At 71.5% G+C, this 17081-nt stretch carries 19 protein-coding genes; 12 read left to right on the top strand and 7 right to left on the bottom strand.

Annotated elements, in window-relative coordinates:
• Positions 1–14: 14 nt before the first annotated feature.
• Together ABD830_RS51015 and ABD830_RS51010 are read left to right on the top strand one after the other, a co-directional pair.
• Positions 15–767 carry a DeoR/GlpR family DNA-binding transcription regulator gene (locus ABD830_RS51015; protein WP_345002860.1) on the top strand — a complete coding sequence of 251 codons (753 nt, stop codon included), beginning with the start codon at positions 15–17 and terminating at the stop codon, positions 765–767.
• A complete protein-coding gene (locus ABD830_RS51010; RefSeq protein ID WP_345002859.1) occupies positions 764–1951 on the top strand; it encodes an MFS transporter in 1188 nt (395 codons plus the stop codon). Before ABD830_RS51015 ends, ABD830_RS51010 begins: the two co-directional genes overlap by 4 nt.
• On the opposite strand, the gene ABD830_RS51005 is transcribed toward ABD830_RS51010, so the two are convergent.
• A complete protein-coding gene (locus ABD830_RS51005; protein WP_345002858.1) occupies positions 1948–2319 on the bottom strand; it encodes a winged helix-turn-helix transcriptional regulator in 372 nt (123 codons plus the stop codon). The genes ABD830_RS51010 and ABD830_RS51005 overlap by 4 nt on opposite strands.
• A 77-nt stretch (positions 2320–2396) precedes the next feature.
• Here ABD830_RS51005 and ABD830_RS51000 point away from each other — a divergent pair, with 77 nt between their 5' ends.
• The gene (locus ABD830_RS51000; RefSeq protein WP_345002857.1) at positions 2397–3233 is read left to right on the top strand and encodes an SDR family oxidoreductase; all 837 of its coding nucleotides are present in this window, start codon (positions 2397–2399) and stop codon (positions 3231–3233) included.
• Between the two features lie 46 nt (positions 3234–3279).
• On the opposite strand, the gene ABD830_RS50995 is transcribed toward ABD830_RS51000, so the two are convergent.
• From ABD830_RS50995 to ABD830_RS50980, 4 genes are all read right to left on the bottom strand, one after another.
• Positions 3280–4044, bottom strand: coding sequence for a TSUP family transporter (locus tag ABD830_RS50995; RefSeq protein WP_345002856.1), 765 nt, complete (start codon positions 4042–4044; stop codon positions 3280–3282).
• A 91-nt stretch (positions 4045–4135) separates the two neighbouring features.
• On the bottom strand, positions 4136–4996 hold the full coding sequence (locus ABD830_RS50990) for a TIGR03619 family F420-dependent LLM class oxidoreductase (protein ID WP_345002855.1): 861 nt from the start codon (positions 4994–4996) through the stop codon (positions 4136–4138).
• A 190-nt stretch (positions 4997–5186) separates the two neighbouring features.
• Entirely contained in the window at positions 5187–5804 is a 618-nt protein-coding gene (locus ABD830_RS50985; protein WP_345002854.1) for an ATP-dependent Clp protease proteolytic subunit, read from the bottom strand.
• Between the two features lies 1 nt (position 5805).
• Positions 5806–6429 carry a ClpP family protease gene (locus ABD830_RS50980; protein WP_345002853.1) on the bottom strand — a complete coding sequence of 208 codons (624 nt, stop codon included), beginning with the start codon at positions 6427–6429 and terminating at the stop codon, positions 5806–5808.
• An 84-nt stretch (positions 6430–6513) separates the two neighbouring features.
• Between ABD830_RS50980 and ABD830_RS50975 the strand changes: the two genes are divergently transcribed.
• Together ABD830_RS50975 and ABD830_RS50970 are read left to right on the top strand one after the other, a co-directional pair.
• Complete coding sequence (locus ABD830_RS50975) at positions 6514–7974, top strand: sensor histidine kinase (protein WP_345002852.1); 1461 nt, start codon at positions 6514–6516, stop codon at positions 7972–7974.
• A complete protein-coding gene (locus ABD830_RS50970) occupies positions 7971–8615 on the top strand; it encodes a response regulator transcription factor (RefSeq protein WP_345002851.1) in 645 nt (214 codons plus the stop codon). The genes ABD830_RS50975 and ABD830_RS50970 overlap by 4 nt, the downstream gene beginning before the upstream one ends.
• A gap of 124 nt (positions 8616–8739) precedes the next feature.
• Here ABD830_RS50970 and ABD830_RS50965 read toward each other — a convergent pair whose 3' ends face one another.
• Together ABD830_RS50965 and ABD830_RS50960 are read right to left on the bottom strand one after the other, a co-directional pair.
• Entirely contained in the window at positions 8740–9603 is an 864-nt protein-coding gene (locus ABD830_RS50965; protein ID WP_345002850.1) for a DUF2268 domain-containing putative Zn-dependent protease, read from the bottom strand.
• 45 nt (positions 9604–9648) lie between these two features.
• The gene (locus tag ABD830_RS50960) at positions 9649–10419 is read right to left on the bottom strand and encodes a hypothetical protein (protein WP_345002849.1); all 771 of its coding nucleotides are present in this window, start codon (positions 10417–10419) and stop codon (positions 9649–9651) included.
• Between the two features lie 55 nt (positions 10420–10474).
• Between ABD830_RS50960 and ABD830_RS50955 the strand changes: the two genes are divergently transcribed.
• From ABD830_RS50955 to ABD830_RS50925, 7 genes are all read left to right on the top strand, one after another.
• A complete protein-coding gene (locus tag ABD830_RS50955) occupies positions 10475–11476 on the top strand; it encodes an AAA family ATPase (protein WP_345002848.1) in 1002 nt (333 codons plus the stop codon).
• 127 nt (positions 11477–11603) lie between these two features.
• The gene (locus ABD830_RS50950; protein ID WP_345002847.1) at positions 11604–12536 is read left to right on the top strand and encodes a DUF58 domain-containing protein; all 933 of its coding nucleotides are present in this window, start codon (positions 11604–11606) and stop codon (positions 12534–12536) included.
• Positions 12537–12600: 64 nt separating this feature from the next.
• The gene (locus ABD830_RS50945) at positions 12601–13548 is read left to right on the top strand and encodes a VWA domain-containing protein (RefSeq protein ID WP_345002845.1); all 948 of its coding nucleotides are present in this window, start codon (positions 12601–12603) and stop codon (positions 13546–13548) included.
• A gap of 61 nt (positions 13549–13609) precedes the next feature.
• Positions 13610–14200, top strand: a complete 591-nt coding sequence (locus ABD830_RS50940) for a class I SAM-dependent methyltransferase (RefSeq protein WP_345002844.1) — start codon at positions 13610–13612, stop codon at positions 14198–14200.
• Complete coding sequence (locus tag ABD830_RS50935; RefSeq protein ID WP_345002843.1) at positions 14197–14736, top strand: TrmH family RNA methyltransferase; 540 nt, start codon at positions 14197–14199, stop codon at positions 14734–14736. Before ABD830_RS50940 ends, ABD830_RS50935 begins: the two co-directional genes overlap by 4 nt.
• Positions 14737–14771: 35 nt before the next feature.
• Positions 14772–15572: a glycerophosphodiester phosphodiesterase family protein gene (locus ABD830_RS50930; RefSeq protein ID WP_378521070.1), complete on the top strand. Its 801-nt coding sequence runs from the start codon at positions 14772–14774 to the stop codon at positions 15570–15572.
• 56 nt (positions 15573–15628) lie between these two features.
• On the top strand, positions 15629–17062 hold the full coding sequence (locus tag ABD830_RS50925; protein WP_345002842.1) for an MFS transporter: 1434 nt from the start codon (positions 15629–15631) through the stop codon (positions 17060–17062).
• Positions 17063–17081: the final 19 nt, after the last annotated feature.

The raw sequence follows: 17081 nt of genomic DNA, 5'->3' as shown, positions 1-17081 counted from the left end.
GTTTGTATGAACATATGGATCGTTTGCGCGCCATCATGAACACCTTGCGCACCAACGACAGCGTCTCGGTCGCCGAGCTGGCCACCGAGCACGGCGTCTCCGAGATGACCATCAGGCGCGACCTGGACGAGCTGGCCCAGCAAGGAGTGGTGCGCCGGGTCAGGGGCGGGGCGCTGTCGCTGCTGCTGCGCGGCGAGGAGCCGCCGTTCGGCGTGCGCGAGCGGGAGGCGGTGGAGGCCAAGCAGCGCATCGGCGCTGAGGCGGCGGCCCTGATCGCCGACGGGGAGGCGGTGGTGCTGGACGGCGGCACGACCGCGCTGGAGGTGGCCCGCGCCCTGCACGACCGGCGCCTGACCGTGCTGCCGCTGGCGCTGCAGGCGGTGGCGCTGCTGGCCTCGGCGCCGCGCGTGCGGCTGGTGCTGCCCGGCGGCGAGGTGCGCCAGGGCGAGCTGAACGTCATGGGGCCGCTGACCGAGAGCTCGTTGAAGGCGCTGCGGTTCGACACGGCGGTGATCGGCTGCTGCGGGCTGTCGGCCGAGCACGGGCTGACCGCGCACGACCTGCCCGAGGTGGCGGTCAAGCAGGCGGCCATCGCCTCGGCGCGGCGGGTGATCGTGGCGTGCGACTCGGGCAAGTTCGCGCGTACGGCGTTCGGCGCGGTGTGCCCGATCTCGCGGCTGGACGTGGTGGTGACCGACCCCGGCATACCGGGCGAGGAGCGCGACGCCCTGATGGCGGCCGGGGTGACGGTCAGGGAGGCTGTGTGAGAGCCGCGCCCGGCACCCGGCGGGGCGCCCTGGTGCGGGAACGTACGGCGGTCTACCTGCTGTTCTTCCTGGCCGGCGCGGCCATGGGCACCTGGACGGCCCGCATCCCCGCGATCAAGGAGCACCTCGGGCTGGGCGACGGCCACTTCAGCCTCGCCCTGCTGGCCATCGCCGGCGGGGCCATGGCCGGGATGACCGCGGTGGGCCGGCTGGTCGACCGCCACGGCAGCAGCCGCGTCATGATCCCGGCCGCCCTCCTGCAGGGCGTCGTGCTCGTGCCGCCCGCCTACGCCCCGAACCTGTGGGCGCTGGCGGGCACGCTGCTGGCGTTCGGGACCGTGCACGGGATCCTCGACGTGGCCATGAACGCCAACGCGGTGGAGGTGGAGCGGGCCCACGGGCGGCCGATCATGTCGTCGTTCCACGCCGTCTACAGCATCGGCGGGTTCGCGGGCGCCACGGCGGGCGGCCTGTTCGCGCATCTCGATCTGTCGGCCGCCGCCACGTTCGCGTCGGTGGGCGCGGTCGTCGTGCTGCTGGCGGTCTGGGCGGCCCGCTGGGCCCTGCGCTCGCTCCCGTCCCCCGCCGAGGACCCGTCGATCGAGGGCGGCTCGGCCGCGCGGCCGAAGGGGATCGTGTTCCTGGGCGTGCTGGCGTTCTGCTGCCTGGTGGGCGAGGGCGCCTCGGCCGACTGGAGCTCGGTCTACCTGCGCGAGGACCTGGCCGCCTCGCCGGGGCTGGCGGCGGCGGGGTATGCCGCGTTCTCCATCATGATGACGGCCGGGCGGCTGGCGGGCGACCGGCTGGCGGCCAGGTTCGGCGCGGTGCCGCTGGTGCGCTGCTGCGGGTTGCTGGCCGCGACGGGGCTGGGGCTGGCGCTGCTGGGCGGGCACCAGGTGGCGGGGGTGATCGGGTTCGGCTGCTTCGGGGCGGGGCTGTCGTGCATCGTGCCGCAGGTATTCTCGGCCGCCGGCCACCGCGATCCCGCCTTCGCGGGCCGGGCACTGGCGCGGGTGGCCTCCATCGGGTACATGGGGATCCTGTCGGGGCCGGTGTTCATCGGGGCCGCGGCCGAGCTGACCGGGCTGCCCCTCGCGCTGGCCATCCCGGCGGTGCTGGCCGCCTTCGTCGCCCTGACCGCCACTGCGCTGCGCCCCCGTACCTCCGCTTCCGCCGGCCGCTAGCGCGAGGCGTGCTCCTCGCGGGCGGACACGACCTCGGGCATGCGCTCCTCCACCCACTCCAGCAGGGGGATCAGGCGCTCGGCGGCCTCGCGGCCCAGCGCGGTGAGGCTGTATTCGACCCGGGGCGGGATCGAGGTCTCGGCCACGCGCAGCACCATGCCGTCGCGTTCGAGGGCGTGCAGCGTCTGGGACAGCATCTTCTCGCTCACCCCGTCGACGCGGCGGCGCAGCGCGTTGAAGCGGTAGGGCCCTTCGTGCAGGGCCACCAGCGCCAGGATCGCCCATCGGCCGGTGAGGGTCTCCAGCACCGTGCGCGAGGTGCACCTGCGCGAGAAGACGTCTGCCACCAGCTCATCGAACTCCTCCATGGAAGACAGCTTACGCCTTTGGGTGTACTTTCTGATAGAAAGCACTAACCAACAGAAAGCACTGAGGGAGAGAAACCATGATCGTGGTAACCGGAGCGAGCGGACACCTGGGCCGGCTGGTGGTCGAGGAGCTCACGAAGCGGGTCCCCGCCGCGCAGGTCGTCGCGGCCGCGCGTACCCCGCAGAAGGCCGCCGACCTGGGCGTCGAGGTCCGTGAGGCCGACTACGACCGGCCCGAGACGATCGAGGCCGCCGTACGGGGCGCCGCCAAGGTGCTGCTCATCTCCGGCATCGAGCCCCAGCGGGTGCGCCAGCACGCGGCCGTCGTGGACGCGGCCAAGCAGGCCGGAGCCACGCTCGTCTACACCAGCGCGCCCAGGGCCGACAGCACCGAGGCCGCCCTGGCCGCCGACCACCGGGCGACCGAGGAGTACATCAAGGCGGCCGGGGTGACGTACACGATCCTGCGTAACAACTGGTACAACGAGGTCTACGAGCAGTCGATCGTCACCGCGCCCGAGCTCGGCGCCGTGTACGGCGCCGCCGGCGACGGTCGGGTCGCCTCCGCCTCACGCGCCGACTACGCCGCCGCGGCGGCCGCCGTGCTGACCGGCGAGAGTCACGACGGCAAGGTGTACGAGCTGGCCGGCGACACCACCTGGAGCCGGGCCGACCTGGCCGCCGAGATCTCCAAGGTCACCGGCAAGGAGGTCGCCTACCGGGACCTGCCGAAGGACGAGTACGCGGGCGTCCTGGCCGGCGCCGGCCTCCCGGCCGCGTTCGCGGAGCTCCTGGCCGACGTGGACGTCAACATCTCCCGCGGCTGGCTCGACGACACGTCCGGCACGCTGCGCGAGCTCATCGGCCGCCCCACGCAGACGATCGGCGACTACGTCCGCTCCCTGCTGGCCTGACCCCGCAGCCGTCTTGGGGCGCCCCGCTTGCCATGGAGGCGCCCCTTCAGGGGCCGAACTGCTGCCACCCCAGCCTGGCGACCAGGGCCACCACGACGCACAGCAGGACGATCCGCACGAAGCCGGCACCGCGCCTGAGCGCCATCCGCGCGCCGACCTGGGCCCCGGCCACGTTGCACACGGCCATGCCGAGCCCGAGCGCCCAGTTCACGTGCCCCTGGAGCCCGAACACCACGAGCGCCCCGAGGTTCGTCCCGATGTTGATGATCTTGGCGGAGGCGGAGGCCGAGACGAAGTCGAGCCCGAGGATGGTGGTGAAGGCGATGATGAGGAACGTCCCCGTACCGGGACCCACGATGCCGTCGTAGAAGGCGATCCCGACCCCCGCCGTCGCCACGGCGGCGAACACCCTGGCGTCGGTGCGCAGATGAGGCACCGGCACGGCCCCGAGCGCGGGCCGCAACGTCACGAACGCGGCCACACCCAGCAGCACCACCATGACGAGGGGCCGCAGCACCTCGGCCGAGATCGCCGCCGCCGCCCACGCCCCTAATCCGGCGCTCACCACGGCCAGTGCCGCGCCCGGCAAGGCCACCTGCCGATCGACCTTGGTGGACCGGGCGTAGGCGATGGCGGCCGACGTGGTCCCGAAGACCGAGGAGAGCTTGTTGGTGGCCATCGCCTCGACGGTCGGCATTCCGGTCATCATGATGGCGGGAAGCTGCAACAGCCCGCCGCCGCCCACGACGGCGTCGACCCACCCCGCCCCTGCCGCTGCGGCCAGCAACACCAGGACCTGCTCCAGCGGCACGCCACTCCCCCGTTTTCCCCCGATAAACGCAAAGAGTGTACAAGGTGCACTTTGACCGGTTTTCGCCGCTCGCTCATCCTCGACAGCGCCGTCAAGCGGTGGTGAGCCGGCCGACGCGCTCCACCATCTCGTCGGGGTCAGCGTCGAACGTGTGCCAGAACACGTGGTCCACGCCCATCGCCCGCACCTCGGCCAGGTCCTCGGCAACCTGCTCCACCGAGCCGGTCAGCGGCATCCGCTCGTCCAGCGGCCGGTCCGTGATCACCCCGTTGACCTGGGCCACCACCGGGCCCGAGCCCTTGCCGTACGTCTCGACGGCCTGCCTGAGCTGGTCCCAGGCGAACACGACCACGGTGATCCCCATCCCCAGCCGGGCCGCCCGCTCGATCGCGGGCGGCGCCGCCGCTCCGGCCAGCAGCGTCAGCCCGGTGGGCTTCGGATTGATCTCCGACTCGGCGATCGTGTAGAAGCGGCCGGCGAAGCTCACCGGGTCGGGGCCCCAGCAGGCGCGCATGGCCGCGACGTGCTCCTCGAACCCCGCTCCGCGACGCCGTACGGGAGTGCCGGTCGCCTCGAACTCCTGCTGCATCCACCCCTGTCCCAGGCCGATCATGGCACGCCCGCCGCTGAGCCGGTCGAGCGTCGCCAGCCGCTTGGCCAGCACGACCGGACTGTGGAACAGCGCGTCCACGACGCTCGTGCCGAGCCGGATCGTGCTGGTCTTGGCCGCGACGTAGGCCAGGGTCTCCAAGGGGTCGTAGACGAGGGCGTTGTTGTCGGGGAGCGGCATGGACTGGTCGGTGCCGGCGAACACCGCCTCGGCCGGCCGCAGCAGCCGTTCGAACGCCCACACCGCCCCCAGCCCCGCCCGCTCCGCCGCCTGCGCCACTCTGCTGATCGCCCCAGGGTCCGCGTGCCGCCCTGACGTGGGGAGACCGATTCCGAGATCCATGCGCTGCTCCTCTCTGTTACCTGTTGGACCGGGGTGGCAGAGAAAAGTCATCGGTCTTTCGGGACGGATCCGGGAAACGGCCCCTCCGAGCTGCCTGCGACCCGAGACCCGCGCGCAAGGGCCCCGGCCACGCAGGCACGAGGAGCCTCACCCGGGCGTGAAGGGCCGGGTGAGGCTCTCGGGTGACCGCTCAGCGGGCGGCGGTCAGGGTGCGCTTTCTGGAGGCGTAGACGTCGTCCACCAGCCCATACGTACGCGCCTGCTCCGCCGTGAAGATCCGGTCGCGCTCGATGTCCTTCCTGATCTCCAGGATCCCCCGCCCCGTGTGCCGGGAAAGGATCTCTTCCTGCTGGTCGCGCATCCGCAGGATCTCCCTGGCGTGGATCTCCAGGTCGCTCCCCTGGCCGCGCCCGCCCTCCGTGTGGGGCTCGTGCAGCAGGACGCGGGCGTGGGGCAGGGCGGCGCGCTTGCCCGCCGTGCCCGCCGCCAGCAGGACCGCCGCCGCCGAGGCGGCCTCGCCGATGCAGACCGTGTGGATCTCCGGACGGACGAACTGCATCGTGTCGTAGATGGCCGTCATCGCCGTGAACGACCCGCCAGGGGAGTTGATGTAGAGGCTGATGTCACGGTCGGGGTCGAGCGACTCCAGCGTCAGCAGCTGGGCCATCACGTCGTTGGCCACGACGTCGTCGATGGGCGCGCCGATGAAGACGACCCGGTCCTCGAAGAGCTTGCTGTAGGGGGTCGTCTCCTTGACCCCGTACGACGTGCGCTCCGAGAACGAGGGCAGCACGTAACGGCCGCTCATATCAGTTCATCCCCTCTGAGATGTGGTCGACGATGCCGTACTCGAGCGCTTCCTGGGCGGTGAACCACCGGTCGCGGTCGGAGTCGGCCTGGATGCGCTCCAGCGGCTGGCCGGTGTGGTGCGCGATGATCTCGGCCATCCGGCGCTTGGTGTAGAGCATGTTGTCGGCCTGGATCTGGATGTCGCTGGCCGAGCCGCCGATGCCGCCGAGCGGCTGGTGCATGACGACCCGGGCGTTGGGCAGGGCGTAACGCTTGCCCTTGGCGCCCGCAGAAAGCAGCACCTGCCCCATGGACGCGGCGAACCCCATCGCCACCGTCGCCACGTCGCACGGAATGAACTGCATCATGTCGTAGAGGGCCAGCCCGGCCGTCACGGACCCGCCCGGCGAATTGATGTAAAGCGTTATGTCGCGCCTCGGGTCCTCGGCCGCCAGCAATAGGAGCTCCCCGCAGAGCCGGTTGCAAATCTCGTCGTCCACCTCTTGGCCGAGAACGACGATGCGCTCCTTCAGCAGGCGCTGACTGAGCTGGTCAGGCCAGGCCGAGCGCTGGTTCTCCGTCATGACGGCCGCCTTTCTGTGCTGGGCATTTCTCGGAAAAACGCTAGACCCGGCGGCCGGCAATTCTCAGATCATTTCGCTGGCGGCGCATTTCTCTAAGAGCGCATTCCACCGAGAGCGAATAACTATCGACATACAATCGCGGATGTGAGAAGGAACCTCCCCCGCCGGTGGGCGTGCCTCATCCTGGGCGGCGCGCTGCTGATGCCGTACATGATGGCCGGGGTCGTCGTCTCGGCTCAGTGGCAGGAGCAGAGCGCCAACCTGCTGCTGCCCATCCAGATCGGAGTGTTCGTGGCGGTGCTGCCGGTGGTGGCCGTGACCGGGCTGTTCCTGCCCGTCCGCGGGCTGGAGGTGAACGCGGCGCAGGGCCTGCTCGGGGCGCACGTCGAGACACCGCCCAGGCAGGCCGGCCGCTCCTGGCAGGAGCGCCGCCGCACGGCCGCCTGGTTCACCCTGCACCTGGCGATCGGCGGCCTGGTCAGCGGCTGCACACTGGCGATCGTGCCGTTCACGCTGGCCACGCTCGCGCTGCCGTTCGCCGGGCAGGCGACGCCGGTCCTCGGCATCGCGGCCGAGCCTGGGTGGCCGGTCGTGCTGTGGATGGCGGGCGGGCTGGCGCTGCTCGCGGCGCTGGTGGCGGTGGCGGCGGGCGCGGGCGAACTGCTCGCCCGGCTGGCTCCCGTCCTGCTCGGCCCCACCCCGGCCGAACGCCTGGCCGCCGCCGAGGAGCACGCCCGTACGCTCGCCGAGCGCAACCGGCTGGCCCGCGAGCTGCACGACTCGGTCGGCCACGCCCTCAGCGTCGTCACCCTGCAGGCCGCGGCCGCGGGCCGGGTCATCGACCGTGACCCCCAGACGGCGAGGACCGCCCTGGCCGCCATCGAGCAGTCGGCCCGCGCCGCCCTGGAAGACCTCGACCACGTCCTGGGCCTGCTCCGCGAGGACGCTCCGGCCAACGACTCACTGGGTGGCCAAGACCTGCCCTGCGCCTCCCGGAACAGCCGCGACGCGGCCGACATCACCCAAGGCGACCACGACACAGGCCACGCCGCCCAGGGGGACCGCGACGCGGATGGCGTGGGACTGCGTGGCCGCGCCATGGCCGGCGTCCCAGACGGCGCCCGCCGCACTTTGCTCCCCGAAGGGGCCCCAGCGGGAGCACGGAGGAACCCTGACCCGGCCGGCCAAACCCGGCGCGGTCCGGACGGGCACGACGGGCGGCGAGGGTCGCGGGCGCCCAGGGCCACGCTGGCCGACCTCGACGAGCTGGTCGCCGCGTCGGGCGCGCAAGTACGGCACGAGGTGGGCGATCTGTCCGCCGTGCCCGCCGTGGTCTCCAGGGAGGCTTACCGCATCGTCCAGGAGGCGCTCACCAACGCCATCAAGCACGGCCGCGCCCCCGTACACCTGACCGCCACCGTGCACGGGGACGACCTGCGGCTCGAGGTCACCAACCCCGGAGGCCGGAACGGCGCCCACTCCGGCGGCAGGGGCGTGACCGGCATGCGCGAGCGCGTCCGGCTGCTCCGCGGCGAACTGGAGGCCGGACCCACCGAGACCGGATGGAAGGTCTCGGTACGCCTGCCGCTACGGTCGAGCCCATGACGCTCAAAGTCGTGATCGCCGACGACGAGGACCTCATCCGCGCCGGCCTGCGGATCATCATCGACGCCGAGCCGGACCTGACCGTGGTCGGCGAGGCCGCCGACGGCGCCGCGGTCGTGCCCGTGGTGCGCCGCGAACGGCCCGACGTGGTCCTCATGGACGTACGCATGCCCGCACTCGACGGCATCCAGGCCACCCAGCGCCTCCTGACCCTCGACGACCCGCCCAAGGTGCTCGTGGTCACCACGTTCGAGAACGACGACTACGTCTACGAAGCGCTGCGCGCCGGCGCCAGCGGCTTCCTGCTCAAGCGCGCCAGGCCGGACGACCTCGTGCAGGCCGTCAGGCTGGTCGCCGCAGGCGACTCGCTGCTGTTCCCCGCCGCGATCCGGACGCTGGCCGGGCGCCGCCCCCAGGGCTCGGCGCGAGTGCCCGGGATCGACCGGCTGACCGGACGCGAGGGCGACGTGCTGCGCCTGATGACCAAGGGCCTGTCCAACCACGAGATCGCCGCCGAGCTGGTCGTCAGCCAGGAGACGATCAAGACGCACGTCGGGAACGTGCTGGCCAAGCTGGGCGTCCGCGACCGCACCCAGGCCGTGATCGCCGCCTACGAGTCCGGCTTCGTCTCCCCTGCCTGAGACCTCCCCACGGGGCCGCGACCCGGGTACGACCGCCGTCCAGGGCTGGTGTCCTTGGGGAGAGCGAGGGGAAGGGCTGCCTGCCGAGGCCGGAGGGAGAGGGGCCGTGACCCCGAGGCGCGGGTCACGGCCGGAGGCCGGCGCGCCGCAGGAGCTCGGAGGCAGGCAGCAGCGTCGCCTCGGTGGCGGTCAGCCCCGTGGCGGCCAGGGCCTGGTCGACGAGCCGCAGTCCCACCGCGTATCCCGCCATGTCGGGAATGCCGCGAGGCTCCTGCCCGAAGTTCCGCACCGCCGAGTCCCCCAGCACGTACGCGGGCGTGTTCTGCATCCCGGCCAGCTCGAAGTCCGCCATGATCCGCTCGTACGCGAGCTCGAACGCGTCCCCGGTCACCATCGACGCCCACGGCCCCATGGCCCCGGGCCCCGACAGCTCCCGTACGAACGCCTCCGCCAGCCCCTCGGCGACGACGTGCTCGCCCACGGTCACGGTCGCCGGGTTCCACTCGACGTTCGCGTACCGGATGTTGTGGTGCAACTCGTGTACCGCGAGGTGCGCGATGCGGCCGATCACCTCGTCCGAGGGCCAGGCCAGCAGGTAGAGCCAGCCGGTACCGCCGCCCATGCCGTAGTAGCCGCCGGTCACGTTCATCAGGTGCGCGTTGTCGGGGTCGCCCATCACGAGCATGACCTGCAGCGAGTCGGCCTGCTTGGCTTCGTGGAGCCGTTCGGAGGCGCGTTCCAGCTCGCGCCGCACCTGGCCTGGCACGTCGGCGTCGATCATGCGCTGGACGGCGGGCAGGTAGCGGGGGTCGTCGGCATCGACGCGGAAACCGCCGCCCTGGTGGTGGATGTCGACGATGTCGCCGGGCATCGGGATCGCCTGGCGCATCGGCGCCAGCATCTCCCGCAGCGCGTCGGGCCGCCGGTCGAGCGGCTCCCCGAGAAGGGCGGCCATGGCCGTGAGCGTGTCGTGAACGATGAACTCCATGCCGCGGACGCTAAAGCCTCACGTAACGTGAGGCTCAACCGGATATCAGAGCGGAGATTCCTCGCCCGCGTCGTCGCCGGGCGTCTGCCCGGGCGTGACCTGCCCGCTCTGCGACGGCGACGGCGACTGCGACGGGGAGGGCCGCGGCTCGGGGCTCGCCGGCGTCGGCGGCGGCGTCGGGACGAACACCGTCGGCGGCAACTGCTTGGGCTGCGGCTCGCTGTCGCGCCTGCCCAGCAGGAGCATCAGCAGGATCGCCGTCACCAGCAGCACCAGCAGCACCAGCGCGAGCGCGGCCGTCAGCACCCGCTTGCGGGTCTCGGTCAGCGGCCTGCGCCGCCGCGTCGGCCCCGGCAGGGCGGGCGCGCGGTCGGTCAGCCAGTACGGCACGAAGTCGGGCCCGTGAGCCTGCCCGATGAGCGTCCCGCCCACCATGACCGGCTCGAGGAAGCGCTCCGCCCCCGGCCGGCCCGGCACGTACGGCACCGCCACCCACGGCGCGGGCCCGCCGTCGAAGGCGAGCACCTCGGGCGTGCCGTCCAGCACCGCGCTCCGCGACCGCCCGGCGAGCCCGAGCCAGCCGCGCACGCCGGACCGCTCGCCCTTGGCCTCCGTGATCGCGGTCACGAACCTGTCGCGCGCCGCCGCGTCGAACGCGGCCCCTCGGGTCAGCACGGCCAGTGACACGGCGCGCCCGTCCGGTCCCTGGCCGAGGTACACGAAACCGGCCGGGACCGCGTGCAGGCGGGCCTGGACCACGTATGGTCCCAGCCGGGGTGGATCGCCGTACTGCAGGGGACTTGCCACGTTTGCCATGAAAGCACAGACGTGGCGTCGTGCACGTTTGCGGCGCGTTTGGTGGAATGGCGTCATGAGCGTCGCCGAAGAGTTGCCAGGCGGAAACGACGTGGAGCTGCTGCGTCAAAGTCTTGACGAGGTCCGGCGTGTCATCGTCGGCCAGGACCACATGGTCGAAAGACTCATCGTGGCCCTGCTGGCCCGCGGGCACTGCCTGCTCGAAGGAGTCCCAGGCGTCGCCAAGACCCTCGCCGCCTCCACCCTGGCCACTGTCGTGGGCGGCACGTTCGCCCGGATCCAGTTCACCCCCGACCTGGTGCCGAGCGACATCATCGGCACCCGCGTCTACCACCCCTCCAACGAGAAGTTCGATGTCGAGCTCGGCCCCGTGTTCGTCAACTTCCTGCTGGCCGACGAGATCAACCGCGCCCCCGCCAAGGTCCAGTCCGCGCTGCTGGAGGTGATGGCCGAGCGGCAGGTCACCCTCGCCGGCGTGACCCACCCGCTGCCCAAGCCGTTCATCGTGCTCGCCACCCAGAACCCGATCGAGTCCGAGGGCGTCTACCCGCTGCCCGAGGTGCAGCGCGACCGCTTCCTGTTCCGGGTACGGGTGCCGCACCCCAGCGCGCACGAGGAGCTGGAGATCCTGCACCGGATGAGCGTCACCCCGCCGGTCCCCGAGCGGGTGCTCGACCCCGGCAAGCTGCTGGCCCTGCAGGAGGCGGCCGAGCAGATCTCGGTGCACCAGCTCGTCGCCGACTACGTGGTACGGCTGGTCATGTCCACCCGCAACCCCGCCGAGTACGGCCTGGCCGACCTCACCGAGACCATCGAGATCGGCGTCAGCCCGCGGGCCACCCTGGGCCTGGTCTCGGCCGGCCGCGCCCTGGCCCTGCTGCGCGGCCGCGACTACCTGCTGCCCGACGACGTACGCGACGTGGCCGTGGACGTCATGTCGCACCGGCTGATGCTCACCTTCGACGCCCTGGCCGACGGCGTCGATCCGGAGCAGGTGGTCAGGCAGATCCTGCACGCGGTGCCCCCGCCCCTCGTCGTCTGGAACCAGAACCGTTGAGCGCCATGGAGCGAACCCGACGCCCAGCGAGCGGAGCGAGCAATTGGACAGGGTGCGTCGCGAAGCGAAGTGGAGGCCCGACGGAGGCGGGACTCCGCGAAGCGAATGAGGAGCTGGTGAGCGACAAATGAGCACAGCGGAGCAGGCGCTCCGGCGGCTGGAACTCACGGTCACCCGGCGGCTGGACGGGCTGCTGCACGGCGCCCACCAGGGACTGCTGCCGGGGCCGGGCAGCGAGGCCGGCGACAGCCGCGTCTACGTGCCCGGCGAGGACGACGTGCGCCGCATGGACTGGAACGTCACCGCCCGCACCACCGTCCCCCACGTACGCGACCTGATCGCCGACCGCGAGCTGGAGACCTGGGCGCTGGCCGACCTGTCGCCCAGCATGGACTTCGGCACCGCCGACACCGACAAGCGCGACCTGGTGGTGGCGGCCATCGGCGCGATCGGGTTCCTGTCGAGCAGGATGGGTGACCGGTTCGGCGCGCTGGTGCTGCACGACGAGTACGTGCACCGCATGCCCGCCCGTACCGGCCGCCCCGCGCTCTACGGGCTGCTGCACTCGCTCATGGACGCCCCGCGCGGCCGGGTCGTGCCCGACCCGCCCGACCTGGCCGAGGGCATCGAGGTGCTGTCGGCCAGCCGCAGGCGGCGCGGCGTGCGGCTGATCGTCTCGGACTTCCTCGACGCCCACCCCAACCTCGACCCCGACGCCGAACGCCCCTGGGAGCGGCCCATCAGGCGACTGGCGGCCCGGCACCAGGTGCTGGCCGTGGAGGTGATCGACCCGCGCGAGCTTGAGCTGCCCGACGTGGGCCGGGTAGCGTTCACGGACCCCGAGACCGGGAACGTACGCGAAGTGCATCTTTCACCCAAAGTTCGGCAAGCGTACGCGGAGGCGGCCGCCCTGCAGCGCGAAGGCACCCGCGTGGCGCTGCGCCGCGCCGGCATCGCGCACCTGGTGCTGCGTACCGACCGGGACTGGGTGTTCGACGTGGCACAGTTCGTCCTGCGCCAGCGCCGCATGAGCCACCTCGCCCACAGGAGACCTACGTGACCGAGCGAAGCGAGGGCACCATTAGACGCAGCACCTTGGTCGCAAGGCCGACGAAGGAGGCCTTGTGACGTTTCTCGCCCCCGGCTGGCTGTGGCTGTTCCTGCTGGTGGGGCTTCTGGTGGCCGGGTACATCGCGTCGATGTTCGCCCGCCGCCGCTACACCGTGCGCTTCACGAACCTGGCCCTGCTCGACCTGGTCGCCCCCGCCGGGCCCGGCTGGCGCCGCCACGTCGCCCCCGCGCTGTTCCTGGCCATGATGGCGCTCCTGGTGGTCGGCGCGGCCAAACCCGCCGACCAGGTACGCGTCCCGCGCGACCGCGCCACCATCATGATCGCGCTGGACGTGTCGCTGTCCATGGACGCCGACGACGTCCAGCCGGACCGCATCAGCGCCGCCAAGGCCGCCGCGCAGGCGTTCGTCAGGGAGCTGCCCGACCGCTTCAACGTCGGCGTGGTGTCCTTCGCCCGCTCCGCCAACGTCGTGATCTCACCCACCACCGACCACCAGGCCGTGGTCACCGCCCTCGGCACCCTCACCACCCGCCCGGGCACCGCGATCGGCGAGGCGGTCTTCAACTCGCTCGACTCGCTGCGCTCGTTCGACCAGCAGGCCGCCACGGACCCGCCGCCGGCCGCCATCGTGCTGCTCTCCGACGGCGACAACACCTCCGGCAGGTCGGTGAACGAGGCCATCGACGCGGCGCAGCAGGCCCGCGTACCGGTCTCCACGATCGCGTACGGCACCCAGGAGGGCACCGTCAACATCGACGGCAGGCCGGTGAACGTGCCGGTCAACAAGCAGACCCTGCAGTCGCTGTCCGACGGCACCAGCGGCCGGGCCTACGCCGCCGAGTCCGGCAGCGAGCTGCGCGAGGTCTACGAGCAGATCGGCACCTCGCTCGGCTACAAGCTGGTCAACCAGGAGGTCACCCAGTGGTTCATCGTGGCCGCGATCGTGGCCGGGCTGCTGGTGGCGGGGGCGGCGGTGCTGTTCGGGTCCAGAATCCCCTGACCTGGCCCGCCGGCCTCGGCGCGGACTGAGGTCGCGGGGCGGTCCGGTAACGTTTTGCGACGTGGCCCACTACTTCTCCGAGCAGCCGAAGACCGCGAGCAGGCCGGGATCGGTCGATCTGGTCCTGCCCGATCTGCACCTGCGGCTGGAGACCGACAGCGGCGTGTTCTCGCCGGAGCGGGTCGATGTGGGCACGCGCGTCCTGCTGGAGAGCGTTCCGCCGCCCCCGCAGGAGGGCGACCTGCTCGACCTGGGCTGCGGCTACGGGCCGATCGCGCTGACCATGGCCTCGCGGGCGCCCGATGCGACGGTCTGGGCCGTCGATGTGAACCGGCGCAGTGTGGAGCTGACCGCCCGGAACGCACAGGCCGCCCGCCTTTACAAAGTAAGGTCTGTACATGTCGACGAAGTTCCAGATGATGTGAAATTTCGGGCAATCTGGTCTAATCCTGCGATCCGAATAGGGAAGCAGGCTCTGCACGAGATGCTCACCAGGTGGCTGACGAGGCTCACCCCCGACGGCGTGGCCTACCTGGTCGTCCAGAAACACCTCGGCTCGGACTCCCTGCAGCGCTGGCTCGGCGAGCAGGGCTGGCAGGCCTCACGCGAGGCCAGCCGGGCCGCCTACCGGATCCTGAAGGTGACCCGATGAGAAGGCAGCTGCGCCCCACCGACGTCAAGCGGCTCAACCGCACCTGGCGCAGGAACACCGGAAACCGCCTCGGCCTGATCATCGAATCGGTCACGGGCCCGTTCAACATCGGCTCCATCTTCCGCAGCGCTGCCGCGTTCGGCGTGGACGAGATCTGGCTCGCGGGCAACGCCACCCCGCCCACCAACCCCAAGGCGGGCAAGACCGCGCTCGGCACCGAGCGCCTGGTCACCTGGCACGAGCCGGTCCTGGCCACCGAGGCGGTCAAGGCCGCCAAGGAGGAGGGCTACGCGGTGCTGGCGATCGAGCTGACCGCCGAAGCCGTGCCGCTGCACCGGGCCGACCTGGCCCGCGACGTGTGCCTGGTGGTCGGCAGCGAGGACCACGGCTGCTCCCCCGCCCTGCTCGAGGCCGTGGACGGCGTCTGCTACATCCCGCAGGTCGGGCGGGTGGGCTCGTTCAACGTGGCGGTGGCGGCGGCCATCGCGCTGGCCGAGGCGCGCCGCCAGGAGTGGGAGAATCTCCCCGAACCGTAACCGATCCGTTCACCCACGGAAGGCATACTCAGGACGTGCTGAGCCGTCGATTCGCCTTTCTCGACCATCCGGGCCCGCTGGCCTTCGCCCATCGCGGCGGTGCGGCCGAGAGCGCGGAGAACTCCCTCGCCGCCTTCGAGCGGGCGGTCGCGCTCGGCTACACCTATCTGGAGACCGACGCGCACGCCACCTCCGACGGGGTGCTGCTCGCCTTCCACGACCACACGCTCGACCGCGTGACCGACCACCGGGGCCGCATCTCGGAGCTGCCCTACCGGGCGGTCAGGCAGGCCCGCATCGGCGGGGTCCACGAGATCCCGCTGCTGGAGGACCTGCTGGGCACCTGGCCGGAGATCCGGTTCAACATCGACGTCAAGGAGGCGGCCGCCATCGCCCCGCTGGCTGCGGCGATCCGGCGTACCAACTCCTATGACCGGATCTGCCTGACCTCCTTCTCCGACGAACGCCTGGTGATGGCCAGGGCGGCGCTGGGCAGGGAGGTGTGCTCGGCGCTCGGCCCGCGCGGCGTCGCCGCGCTGCGCGCCGCGGCCTCCACCTCCGGCTACGGCCGCCTGCTGGCCCGCCTGTCGCGCTCCGGCGTCCCGTGCGCTCAGGTGCCGGTGGGCTTCCGCGGCCTGCGCGTGACCACCCGGGCCCTGGTGCGTACGGCGCACGCCGTCGGCATGCAGGTGCACGTATGGACCGTCAACGATGCCGCCCGCATGGAGCACCTGCTCGACCTCGGCGTGGACGGCATCATGACCGACAACCTCACGGCCCTGCGCGGCGTGCTGGAGCGCCGCGGCCAGTGGCACCCCGGCAGCCTGGCCGCGTAGAGAGTCCCCACCCCCTCCACAAGCCCCTCACGGCCGCATAGGAGCGACCCGACGCCATGCCCGTACCCGCACCCCCCGCGGCCCTCGACGACTCCCCCGCAGCGCGCAGGCGCGAGCAGCGCGGCTGGTACTTCTACGACTGGGCCAACTCCGCCTTCTACACCACGATCATCTCGGTCTTCCTCGGCCCGTATCTCATCCCGGTCGCCAAGACCGCGGCCTGCGCCAAGGACTTCCCGGCGATCGCGTCCGACACGTGCGTGACCGACTTCGACAAGCTGGCCGCCGCCCACCCTGGCCTGGGGTACGTCGACGTGCTGGGCGCCGACATCAGGCCGGCCGCGTTCTTCGGGCTGACGCTGACGATCGCGGTGCTGCTGCAGATCGTCGCGCTGCCCGTGGTGGGCGCGCTGGCCGACCACACCGGCCGCAAGCGGGAGCTGCTCGGCGGCTTCGCCTACATCGGCGCGCTGGCCACGATGTGCCTGTACCTCGTCGAGGGCGACCGCTACATGCTGGGCGGGGTGCTGTTCATCCTGGCCAACCTGGCGTACGGGTCCTCGGTCGTGGTCTACGACTCGTTCCTGCCGCAGATCTCCACCCCGCAGGAGCGCGACGGGGTCTCCTCGCGCGGCTGGGCCATCGGCTACCTCGGCGGCGGCCTGCTGCTGGCGCTCAACCTCGTGCTCTACCTCCAGCACGAGAGCCTGGGCCTGGGCGAGGGCATGGCGGTGCGCATCAGCATGATGTCGGCGGGCCTGTGGTGGGCGATCTTCACGATCATCCCGCTGCTGCGGCTGCGCAACCGGCCCGTACCCGTCCACGAGGGCACGGCGCTGGGCTCGGTCGGCGGTAGCTTCCGCCAGCTCGGCCGCACCCTGGCCGAGCTGCGCCGCTATCCGCTGACGCTGCTGTTCCTGATCGCCTACCTGGTCTACAACGACGGCGTGCAGACGGTCATCGGCAACAGCGCGGCCTTCGCCTCCGAGGCGCTGAAGCTCGACAAGACGGTGCAGATCACCGCGATCCTGATGGTGCAGTTCGTGGCGTTCTTCGGCGCGCTGCTGCTGGGGTGGCTGGCCCGCGGCTTCGGGACCAAGCGCACGGTCCTGGCGAGCCTGGTGGTGTGGACGTTGATCGTGGTGGCGGCGATGTTCGTGGCGGAGAAGCAGGAGCTGCAGTTCTACCTGATGGCCTTCGCGATCGCCATCGTGCTGGGCGGCACGCAGGCCCTGTCGCGCTCGCTGTTCTCGCAGGTGATCCCCAAGGGGCGGGAGGCCGAGTACTTCAGCCTGCTGCAGATCAGCGACAAGGGGTCGGCGTTCATCGGCTCCTTGACGGTCACCATCGCGCTGCAGCTGACCAACAGCTACCGCATCGCCATCGTCTCGATGATCATCTTCTTCGTGGTCGGCTTTGTCCTCCTGGCCATGACCAACCTCCGCAAGGCCATCGAGGCGGCGGGCAACGAGGTGCCCGCCCGCCTCTGAGTGACGGCCGGCTTACCGG

It is taken from the genome of Nonomuraea helvata (genome assembly GCF_039535785.1).
Classification (GTDB): domain Bacteria; phylum Actinomycetota; class Actinomycetes; order Streptosporangiales; family Streptosporangiaceae; genus Nonomuraea; species Nonomuraea helvata.
This window is presented reverse-complemented; position numbering and strand designations above follow the sequence as displayed.